This is a genomic window from Catenulispora subtropica (assembly GCF_039531675.1).
In the GTDB taxonomy this organism is placed as follows: Bacteria; Actinomycetota; Actinomycetes; order Streptomycetales; family Catenulisporaceae; genus Catenulispora; species Catenulispora subtropica.
In genome coordinates, this window is the sequence record NZ_BAAAQM010000043.1 from 85,143 (window position 1) to 94,360 (window position 9,218).

The 9,218-nt window shown below is 64.9% G+C and carries 8 protein-coding genes and 3 pseudogenes; 6 read left to right on the forward strand and 5 right to left on the reverse strand.

All coding sequences use genetic code 11. The features are described from left to right. Nucleotides 1-277 precede the first annotated feature (277 nt). From ABD466_RS30765 to ABD466_RS30775, 3 genes are all read right to left on the reverse strand, one after another. Complete coding sequence (locus tag ABD466_RS30765) at nucleotides 278-868, reverse strand: hypothetical protein (RefSeq protein ID WP_344660710.1); 591 nt, start codon at nucleotides 866-868, stop codon at nucleotides 278-280. A gap of 138 nt (nucleotides 869-1,006) precedes the next feature. Then, complete coding sequence (locus ABD466_RS30770) at nucleotides 1,007-1,603, reverse strand: NUDIX hydrolase (protein ID WP_344660711.1); 597 nt, start codon at nucleotides 1,601-1,603, stop codon at nucleotides 1,007-1,009. Further along, entirely contained in the window at nucleotides 1,600-2,412 is an 813-nt protein-coding gene (locus tag ABD466_RS30775) for a DUF5919 domain-containing protein (RefSeq protein WP_344660712.1), read from the reverse strand. Before ABD466_RS30775 ends, ABD466_RS30770 begins: the two co-directional genes overlap by 4 nt. Nucleotides 2,413-3,177: 765 nt before the next feature. On the opposite strand from ABD466_RS30775, the gene ABD466_RS30780 reads away from it, so the two are divergent. The 4 genes from ABD466_RS30780 to ABD466_RS30795 are packed head-to-tail and all read left to right on the forward strand — an operon-like array spanning nucleotide 3,178 to nucleotide 6,223. Beyond that, nucleotides 3,178-4,293, forward strand: a complete 1,116-nt coding sequence (locus ABD466_RS30780) for a radical SAM protein (RefSeq protein ID WP_344660713.1) — start codon at nucleotides 3,178-3,180, stop codon at nucleotides 4,291-4,293. Continuing rightward, entirely contained in the window at nucleotides 4,290-4,472 is a 183-nt protein-coding gene (locus ABD466_RS30785) for a hypothetical protein (RefSeq protein ID WP_344660714.1), read from the forward strand. The genes ABD466_RS30780 and ABD466_RS30785 overlap by 4 nt, the downstream gene beginning before the upstream one ends. A gap of 60 nt (nucleotides 4,473-4,532) precedes the next feature. Beyond that, nucleotides 4,533-5,351 carry an aminoglycoside phosphotransferase family protein gene (locus ABD466_RS30790; RefSeq protein ID WP_344660715.1) on the forward strand — a complete coding sequence of 273 codons (819 nt, stop codon included), beginning with the start codon at nucleotides 4,533-4,535 and terminating at the stop codon, nucleotides 5,349-5,351. 5 nt (nucleotides 5,352-5,356) lie between these two features. Then, a complete protein-coding gene (locus tag ABD466_RS30795; RefSeq protein ID WP_344660716.1) occupies nucleotides 5,357-6,223 on the forward strand; it encodes a hypothetical protein in 867 nt (288 codons plus the stop codon). Between the two features lie 36 nt (nucleotides 6,224-6,259). Here the strand turns inward: ABD466_RS30795 and ABD466_RS30800 are convergent. Next, nucleotides 6,260-6,997, reverse strand: a pseudogene (locus tag ABD466_RS30800) (NAD(P)/FAD-dependent oxidoreductase); the annotation flags it as partial. 33 nt (nucleotides 6,998-7,030) lie between these two features. Here ABD466_RS30800 and ABD466_RS30805 point away from each other — a divergent pair. Next, nucleotides 7,031-7,349 (forward strand): annotated as a pseudogene (locus ABD466_RS30805) (GNAT family N-acetyltransferase); the annotation flags it as partial. Nucleotides 7,350-7,388: 39 nt separating this feature from the next. On the opposite strand, the gene ABD466_RS30810 reads toward ABD466_RS30805, so the two are convergent. Then, nucleotides 7,389-8,408, reverse strand: a complete 1,020-nt coding sequence (locus tag ABD466_RS30810) for a hypothetical protein (RefSeq protein WP_344660717.1) — start codon at nucleotides 8,406-8,408, stop codon at nucleotides 7,389-7,391. Between the two features lie 366 nt (nucleotides 8,409-8,774). Between ABD466_RS30810 and ABD466_RS30815 the strand changes: the two are divergent. Continuing rightward, a pseudogene (locus tag ABD466_RS30815) lies at nucleotides 8,775-9,218 on the forward strand (hypothetical protein); the annotation flags it as partial.

Below are 9,218 nucleotides of genomic sequence, written 5' to 3' on the forward strand. Positions count from 1 at the left end.
TGCGGGTCGTTGCTGCATCGCCAGCGGAGCCAAGTCCCGCCATCTTGTGATCCCGGCGGCGGCGCCCCGTACGAGGAGTCCGGCTCAAGCCAGCAATCGGGAGGCGGCATGCTGGACGATTGAGGAGTGGCTGGCGCCGATGCTGCCGCGCCCTGAGCCTTGACATAGACGTCCTGCGGCGACTCGCTCACTCCAAAGTGGCTACTGTCCAGTCCTCCGTTCCCAGACTGAACGCCACCAGCGAAGGCGGCCGTCACCACCGCTGCCACAGCGAGGTTCATCGGCAGGAACCGGCTGTGTAAAAGTGAAGATCGTAAACTCGCCAAACGCCTCCTTCCTCGCGGACATGCGCGAGGAAGTGCTGAAGCCCACCAGGTGAGCCGTTGTTACGGACCACCGGTGAGCCGTCCGAGAGGTGATAGTCGCGGAAGTTAGAGGTGTCTGCACAGTCATCTACCTGCGCGACGGGCGGCGTAGCGTTGAGATCCAGCTTCGTCACGGTAGGCGAGATCATCAACTTGCCCTTCGCGACGATTCCCTCGCGCCGGCTTCGCTGGATGTCGTCGGTGACGAGAGTCAACGCCTGGCCTGTGGCGTGCCGGGATAAAAGGTCACCGACTTGGTTATCAGGGCTGGCCAAGCCTGCCTGCCAGTCGCCCATGAGGCCGAAGTACGCGCCCAGAGCTTCACCCCTGGCCTGTTGTGCCCTCGTATCCTCGTTCGCTGTTGGCAACGTTGCCGTCGGCGACGCAGGCGCTGCCGTTTTCGAAGCCGTTGCGGTGTTCGAGTGCTTCGCATCACCACAACCAGTTAGCGCACAAGGAAGCAGCATGACGGCGATCACGTGACGCAGAAACGTCAGCCGCATGATGCCACTCCAAGATCCGCAGGTCCGCCGACGCCTCCGGCGCCATGACCACACCATGCTTATCAAGGAGCTGGGACATACTTGGTCATTTGGAGCTATAGATATGCAGATTTCACCCGTTTGAGGGGCCTTGCGAGCTCAGGCGGCGGCGATATATCGCTGGGAAAGCATGAGGGCGCCAGCCGTCTCCATCCCGTTGATCTCTCCCGCGAGCCGGCTGAACACATCAGCGGCGGGGATGGTGACGACGCTCATGTCGAAATACGCCTCGATCTCGTTGTCGAGGATAGGTTCGTGGTCCCAAGTCACCCGGGCAAAGTAGAAGTTGGTGTACTTGTTCGTCTCGGACGGCAGGGAGTAGAAGCGGCCCAGAGAAACCAACTCCTCGCCCTCGGCCAGGCGGTAGCCGGTTTCCTCCTCCAACTCGCGCAGTGCTGCCTCAGCGGGGTCCTCACCAGCGGATACGGCACCGGCAGGCAGCTCTATGCAGTGCTTCTTGAGGTTGTGCCGGTACTGGCGCACGAAAACGAGTCGGCCGTCGTTGGTGAGTGGTACCACCATCACGCTGTCCGGGGTATCCATGAAGTACCAGTCGATGACTCGGCCGTCGGGCATCTTCAGGTCTTCACGCACGACACGCTTGGGCTTGGCGAGCAGGACTTCTGTACTGACAAGCTCGGCGTCCGCCATGCTGCCGTGGGTGGTGCCGGTCGCCGTGCCGTCGTTCACTGTCACTGGTTCCAGTCCCTTGCTCGGTTCCATGCGCTGTCGAAGTGCCCGGTGTAGCGGTCGAACATGCCTCCGTCGGAGTTGCGGCGCAGCTCCAGCGTGGGCGAGCTGCGGCCGGCCATGTACCGGACGTAGGGCGTGACTATCAGGTGGTCGTCGGCTCGGACGATGCTCGTGCTCGGCGGCGCCGCGTAAACGCGCAGCTCCATCGAGGTGCCACAGTCTTGCCGCATCGCGTCGAAGCGTGCGAGGGCAGCGGTGATCCTGTTCGCGAGCGAGCCTTCGGGATTACCCTCGTCCCGGTCGATGTCCACGATGCCAGAAGACGCCGGGTCCAGGAGCAGAACCCTAATTTCACAGCCGGCCACGGCGGCGTCTTTCAGGATGACCGGAACTTCGTCGTCCATGGCGTATCGGTACTCCGCCATCCCGTAGAGCCAAAGAGCGTGCCGGGCCGAACGGATGATCTCGTTCCACTGCTCGCGCAAGATCAACTCGCGGGCGGCGTATGTGGTGACGGTGTCGGTCTCGTCAGAGCGAGGGCTATCGACGCTTGGAGCCGAAGTGTCGCCCTGGCCTTCCGGCGCCTGGGTACGCCTGCGGGCAGCTGCGCGCAGCTCGTCCACGTCGATCTGAAGTACTTGGGCCAGGGCGGGCAGCCAGAAGCGCGGAGTCACTTCGTCGGTCCGCCATCGCCACACATCGTGCCTGGTCAGGGTGTCACGGCCGGTGATCGCCATCATTTGCTCGGCGACTTCTTCGAGGGTCAGGTCAAGCGCGGCGATCTGCCTTTGTATCAGGGCACCGACACTCATGTTCCCAGCGTAGTCTCGCCGCTACGTACAGGGATACGACTCTGCCGATCCCGCGCGGCCGACGAGCGAGGCCCGTCGCGCATGGCTACAGAAATGGCTACACGCTGACCACGGCCATGGCCTCTACCAGCCACACGGCAGAGCGGCATCCTCGTTAAGGCACCACCCAAGACCACGGCTCCGACGTGTCGGGCAGTAGCTCCGTCGGATTCGTGTAAGCGGGCCGGGCCGCTCCAAAAGCCCCCAAGTAGCGGAGCGCGATGGTGATGAGGATCGGCCGGCTGCCCGCAGTCGCCGGTGCCCGGCCCGTTTCTATCGACGACCAACAGGCGCAGGAAGGGCGGACGGTGATCACGGAAAGGCAGGACCCTCAGCTTGGCCTGGAGGGCGGCCGTCTCCCGGAGAGAGTAGACACGCGCGTGGCGCATGCGATCGGCCGAAACATCGAATGGTTGTACGACCCGAGCCGGTTCCCCGGATGGTCCACCACCATCGCCAACCCCTCGGCCTGTCCCCAATCAGCGAACACTCTCCCGGCTACCTGGGCCGCTGACGCGCGAGACGGACTGCCGCCTCGCTCATAGGCCGCCGTGCCCGTTCTGCCGCCCTGCATCGCACCGCTTCGGCGCCGGGACGGGCACGGCACACATTCGAACCATTGCACCAAAGAGAGACGAGGCGGGACCCGCCAACCCAATTCGTCCGCCCCCGAACCAGGAGCGACCCGGGCTACGGCCCACCGTGAGCAACCTCTGAAGGAGCGCAATGAGTCAGCTGATCGCCGCGCCGTTCCTCGGCGGGCACTTCATCGTCAAGCCCGGGGCGAAGGGCGGGGTGCGGCTCCCCTCCGCGGTGTTCGCCGAACTCGCCAGCGCCGAAGAGTGTCCTCCGTACCTGCTCCAGCCGATCCGAGACGCGTTCGGGGAGGAGCTGGCCGGGGTTGCACTTCGCCAGGCGCTGCTAGTCCGGCAACCCTCGTCCCTACCCGACGGCGGGTTCTCCCGTGCATCGTGGGAGATCAACCTCGGGTGCAACTGGGCCTGTGAGCACTGCTATCTCGGGTTGAAGCGCTTCGAGGGCCTCGCCTGGGACGACAAGGCCAGGTTGCTGGAGACGCTCCGGGATGCTGGCGTGCTGTACCTACAGATCACCGGCGGCGAACCCACCATCGATCCCGACTTCGTCAACGCGTACTCATACGCGGCTGATCTGGGCATGGTGCTTCACATCTCCTCCAACGCCTCCCAGCTGCACCGGACGCACATCCTGGAGGCGTTCGAACGCAATCCACCCTGGCGTATCACCGTCTCGATCTACGGCGCCTCTGAGAACGCCTACGACAAGCTGGTACGCCGCCGGGGGGCCTGGCGCCTGTTCATGAGAGGTATGGCCGCTGCGCTGGAGGCGGACCTGCCGCTTCGGCTGAACATCGTTCTGACCAAGTCCAACGCCAGTGAGCGCGAGGCCATGATCGGGCTGGCCGAGGAGTGGGGCCTGGAGCACATCGTCTACGGCAACCTGTCCCCGACCATCTACGGCACCAGCGAGGTCCTCGACGCTCAGGATGCCGCCACGCTCACACCACGCGAGCCGTTCGGCGGATGCAACGCCGGCCACACCTTCTTCCACGTCGATCCGCACGGAATGGCGACGGTGTGCAAGATCGAGCGCGACGTCAAGATCGATCTGATCTCGGAAGGCCTCGCAGGCCTGGAACGCCTCGGCCAGATCGCAGCCGCGGCCCACATACGCACCGGCGGCTGCTCGGGCTGTGCCCTGTCCGGCAGCTGCACCGTGTGCCGGCCGCTGGCCAAGCTCTACCAGACGGCCAAGGCTCCTCTGAACACCTACTGCCAGCACGGAAGGAGGAATCCGGAATGACCGCAGTCCTGGTGGAACTGCTGCCCGGCCCCGCCGCGAGCACGCTCGCCGACACGCCCGTCGGTCTGCCGAAAGCCCTCGGCGACGTCGACACCATCGAGATTATTGGCGACATGGGCGAGTTCGCCGAGCACATGATGTGCTCGTGCTCTGACAGCGACGACTCGCCGTACCAGTAGCGCCCGATCCGACGGGCGGGGCCTGAGCGGCCCCGCCCCTTTCCGAGGAGCACCGCAGCAGTGCCGACGACGCGAATCGACTGGCCCGACCTACCAGCACCCGCCCGCGCACTGGTCGAGGAGCACATCGGCCGTATCACTGCGTTCCGCACTGCTGGCGCTGGCCTGAACTCCGAAGTCGCGGCCGTCCTCGACACCGTGAACGGCCGCGTCTTCCTGAAGGGCGTTCCGCTGGCACGCAAGACCCTTGCCGCATGCCAACGGCGCGAGGCCGCCGTGAACCCCTTCGTCCTGGCGGTCACGCCAGCGCTGCTTTGGTCCGGGGAGGCTGAAGGGTGGAACCTGCTCGCCTTCGAGTATGTCGACTCTCGCCACGCCGACTACCGGCCGGGTTCCACGGACCTGGATGGGATCGTTGAGGTCCTCAACCGACTCCACAAGATCGCAGCACCGGATCTACCCGAGATCCGCCGCGCCGAGCAGCGCTGGAGCTCCTGGGACACGGGTGATTACGCCGAGCTGTTCGTCGGCGACCGACTGCTGCATACCGACTTCGCCGGCCACAACGTACTCATCGGCACCGACGACCACGCAGCCTGGATGGTCGATTGGGCCTGGGCGACGACCGGGGCCGGGTTTATCGATCCCGCCTGTTTGATCATCAGGCTCATCGATGCTGGACACTCGGCAAAGGGCGCCGAGACCTGGGCTCGGCGGTGCGATGCCTGGGCCGCCGCGGAGCCGCGCGCTGTTGATGCCTTTGCTGAGGCGTGCGTTCGAATGTGGAACGAGATCGCGAAGAATGGCCCGGCTGTGTGGACCCGATCGATGGCTCGCTCGGCCCACAAGTGGGCTGCGTATCGGAGGGGCATGCGGTGACTGGTATGCCAGCCGCACAGAAGTACGACCTGCGGCACACCGATGTGCGGGATGTACTTGATCAGGTCGAGCGGATTCTCGACCTGCGTCTTGACCCTGAAACCATGGTCCGGAAGCGCCGTACCATCGGCGCGGCCAGCGGGACCGGCACGTGGGTACGCATCGAACTTCGCGGCGTGGAACGGATGGCCGGACCGGTCACTGGCCAAGGCTGGGGAGTGGAGGCCGCCCTGGCGATTACCGGCGTGCCCCGGCCGCACTGGTTCCGCGGCGCCTCCTGGTGTGGTGAACCACTGCGACCGAACACCGTGTGGCGCGTCGATGAGATCGAATACATCACCGATGGCCAGCCGCTACGCGCAGACCATGGCCAGTTCCCCGCAGCCGAAACGCTGCCCGGGGCATGGTGGGACGCCCTCAGCAAGTCCCTAGCCACCTTGGCAGCGACCGATACGAGCAGGCTTGCTACTCCCGACACCCAGCCGGTGACCGCAGCCCGCATTGAGTCGGAGATCCGCGAGGTGTTCCCTGAGGTTGGGGACCTGAGGACGGCCTCGTGGGAATGGACAACCGCACATGCTGACCTCGGCTGGGCTAACCTCTTCGGACCTCGGCTATGGATCACCGACTGGGAAGACTGGGGCCGGGCACCCCGGGGACTGGACGCAGCCAACCTCTGGGCGAACTCGCTGGGCTACCCGCTGCTCGCCGCCCAGGTTGCGGACCATTTCGAGGCCGATCTCTCGTCACTCACCGGCCAAATCATGGCCTTGTGGAGAACCGCACAGATCGCCAGCTGGGGTGACACGTTCGCGTCCGCGTGCGGCCCGGCCAAGGTCGAGGCCGCACGCATCGCCAGAGAAATCGCCTAGATCGAGGCTCACCCGACGAACCGGCTGACGTGTGTCCTACGTGAGCGCCTCGGCCATCTGGCCCGTCGTCTTCTCTTCGCCCAAGAGCGCAGCGAGGTACCGTTCCGCGTCCAAGGCGGCGGCACAGCCGGAGCCGCGGCGGTGATGGCCTGGCGGTACGTGTGGTCGACGACGTCGCCGCAGGCGAAGACCCCGGGATGTTCGTCCGGAGGAGCGGCCTTCGACCTGGAGTTCGGAGCGGGGGTCGTGGCCGATGGCGATGAACAGGCCGGTGGCGGTGTGGTCGCGGGTGGTGCCGGTGGTGGCGTCGAGCAGGGTGAGGCCGGTCAGGGCGTCGTCGCCGTGGATGTGGCTGAACTCGGTGTTGAACGCGAAGGAGATCTTCGGATCGTTCTGGGCGCGGTTCTGCATGGTCTTGAAGGCGCGTAGTTCGCCGCGGCGGTGGATGACCCTAACGCTGTGGGCGAAGCGGGACAGGAAGGTGGCCTCTTCCAGGGCGGTGTCGCCGCCTCCGACCACGGCGATGTCTTGGTCGCGGAAGAAGAAGCCGTCGCAGGTGGCGCACCAGGACACTCCGCGACCGGACAACTCGTCCTCACGGGGCAGGCCGAGCTTGCGGTAGCCGGAGCCAGTGGCGACGATGACGGTCTTGGCCATGTGGATGGCGCCGTCGGTGTTGACGACCCCCTTGATGGGGCCGTTCAGGTTTACCGAGACCGCGTCATCGGTGACGATCTGCGCGCCAAACCGCTCGGCCTGTGCACGCATGTCGTCTGGAGGACCCGAACACCAGCGGCCGCAGATGCCGTACTCGGATGGGTCGCCGCCCCCAAGACCTCGGACCGCGCGGCCTACGCCGGCGTCATCGAGCAGTCCGTTTACGTCCATCCCGACGCACAAGGACGCGGAACCGGGGCCGCACTGGTCCACGCGCTGATCGGCTCGACGGAGCTGTGGGGATCTGGACCATCCAGTTCGGCATCTTCCCCGAGAACACCGCCTGTTCGGCCTCCACAATGGGGCCGGGTTCCGGATCACCGGTACCCGTGAGCGCGTTGGCCGACACCACGGAACCTGGCGTGACGTCGTCCTGATCGAGCGCAGAAGCGCCATAGTAGGGAACTGATCAGGACGGCGGTTCTCCGCCGGCCGCTCGCCGTCCTGCTTACCGCGCGGGCTTGGTGACGTAGATGTGGAACGAGTTGCTATGAGATGGTCCGAACGTCAGCCCGACGCGTTCCCACATGTTCAGCAGTGCTGCCTCGCCCACCGTGACCAGCTCATTCTCGCAATCGCGGAACCTGTCGAGCGGCACGATGAGCGTGTCGGCGGCAGCATCCAAGATTCGAATCCAGGTTGAGCTCAGGTACAGGCGAGTGCCGGGATGCTCGGCATACTCGGCTTCGAGCGGCCCTGGAATGTCGGCGGATCGAGCAGGAACCTGTGCATAGGCCAGCAGGTTCAGCATCTCGGCGGTCTGGTAAATGACAGTGCGCCAGAGATGGTCCAACGACACCTCCTGAGCGAGGCACTTGTCGACGAGATCTGGCCAGCCCGGGTAGATCGTCTCATCGAGGACCTCGCCGATGCTGATTCGGAGGCCATCGCTGAACGCGGCGTCGGCGATCGTCGCGGGTCGGGACTGGCCGTCGGGCGTGGATAGAGAGGCCATCCGTTGGAGGACGACGTCAGCGACGATATCGCAGCGCATCTCGTCGGCAGCGTTGCGCGTGATGGCACGAGCAAAATCCACGGGATGCACCGGGCCATCCGAGGCCTCCACCGCACCGCTGGCCGCGCGGAGGCGGAAGAAGAGCGGGTGAGCCATCTCGTGCGCGACGAACATCGTGGTCTTCAACGAAGTGAGGGGGTCACCGAGCAGGTTCAGCCGTGTCCGGTCGAAGACGATCTGGCAGCGCGATGCGTCTCTAGTCAGCCGCGTGGTCTGGGCCACTGCCAGGGAGCCGAGTCGGTCAGTGTTGTATCGGGTGTTTCCGTAGTCCTCGGACTCTTCGGACGATGCCCGGGCTCGCTCGACCTCACCCCTGAAGTCGTCGGCGACCACTGCTGTCACCTCGATCGGCGGGACATCAAGGAGTGCGGCTACTTCCGCAACCTGGCCACCCACAGCCTCAAAGAGCTGCTCGAACTCGGAGCCCACCGGTGCGTGCCCGGACTGGGCCAAGCGAGGAGAATAGCCTGTGCTCACTGCCCCTCCACGGCGAGACGCATCCCAGGGAAAGAGTAGAGCCATGAACTGACAAACGCGGCGGTAGCCTCTCAATAGGCAGATGCACCTGCCCGAGCCGAGCCTGATCGCGCCCACGCCGCGATGGCAGAGTGTCGGCCAAGGTCCACGGGGCCGTGCTCTCCTAACTCCTGCCTGTCGGGATGCGTTGGCTCCCGGGAGGAGAGCTACGAACGTGCCCAAGAATGCGGCTCGTAAGAAAGCTGTGCGCATCCGACCTTGTGAGCCGCTCCGGGTTCGTTCCTGACGTACCCGCTAACTGTAACGCCGACAGATCCTCCGAGTTTGCGGAATCATGGCTCCGTGGACTACGACCTGACGAGGCTAGGCACTCGCGAGTTCGAGCACCTCACCCAGGCTTTGGCGTTGGGCGTGCTCGGACCTGGGGTATCCGTGTTCGGCGATGGCCCTGACGGAGGGCGCGAGGCCACGTTCGACGGGAGGGTTGACTGGGCCCCAGGTGATGAATGGCACGGTCACACAGTGGTACAGGCAAAGCTTCGCCAACGCCCGATTGGTACCCGTGAGGACACCCTCTGGCTAATGAACCAGGTCGATGGCGAGCTCAAGAGATGGGCTAATCCATCGCTCAACCGGGCAAAGAATGGCAAGAATCCCGAGTACTTCATTATCGCGAGCAACGTCACGCTCTCCGCAGTCCCAGGTTCAGGTGGTATTGACGCACTCAACGCCCTAGGAGCTGTTCGGGGTTCGGATCATGTGTCTCGTCAGGCTAGGTTCGCGCGT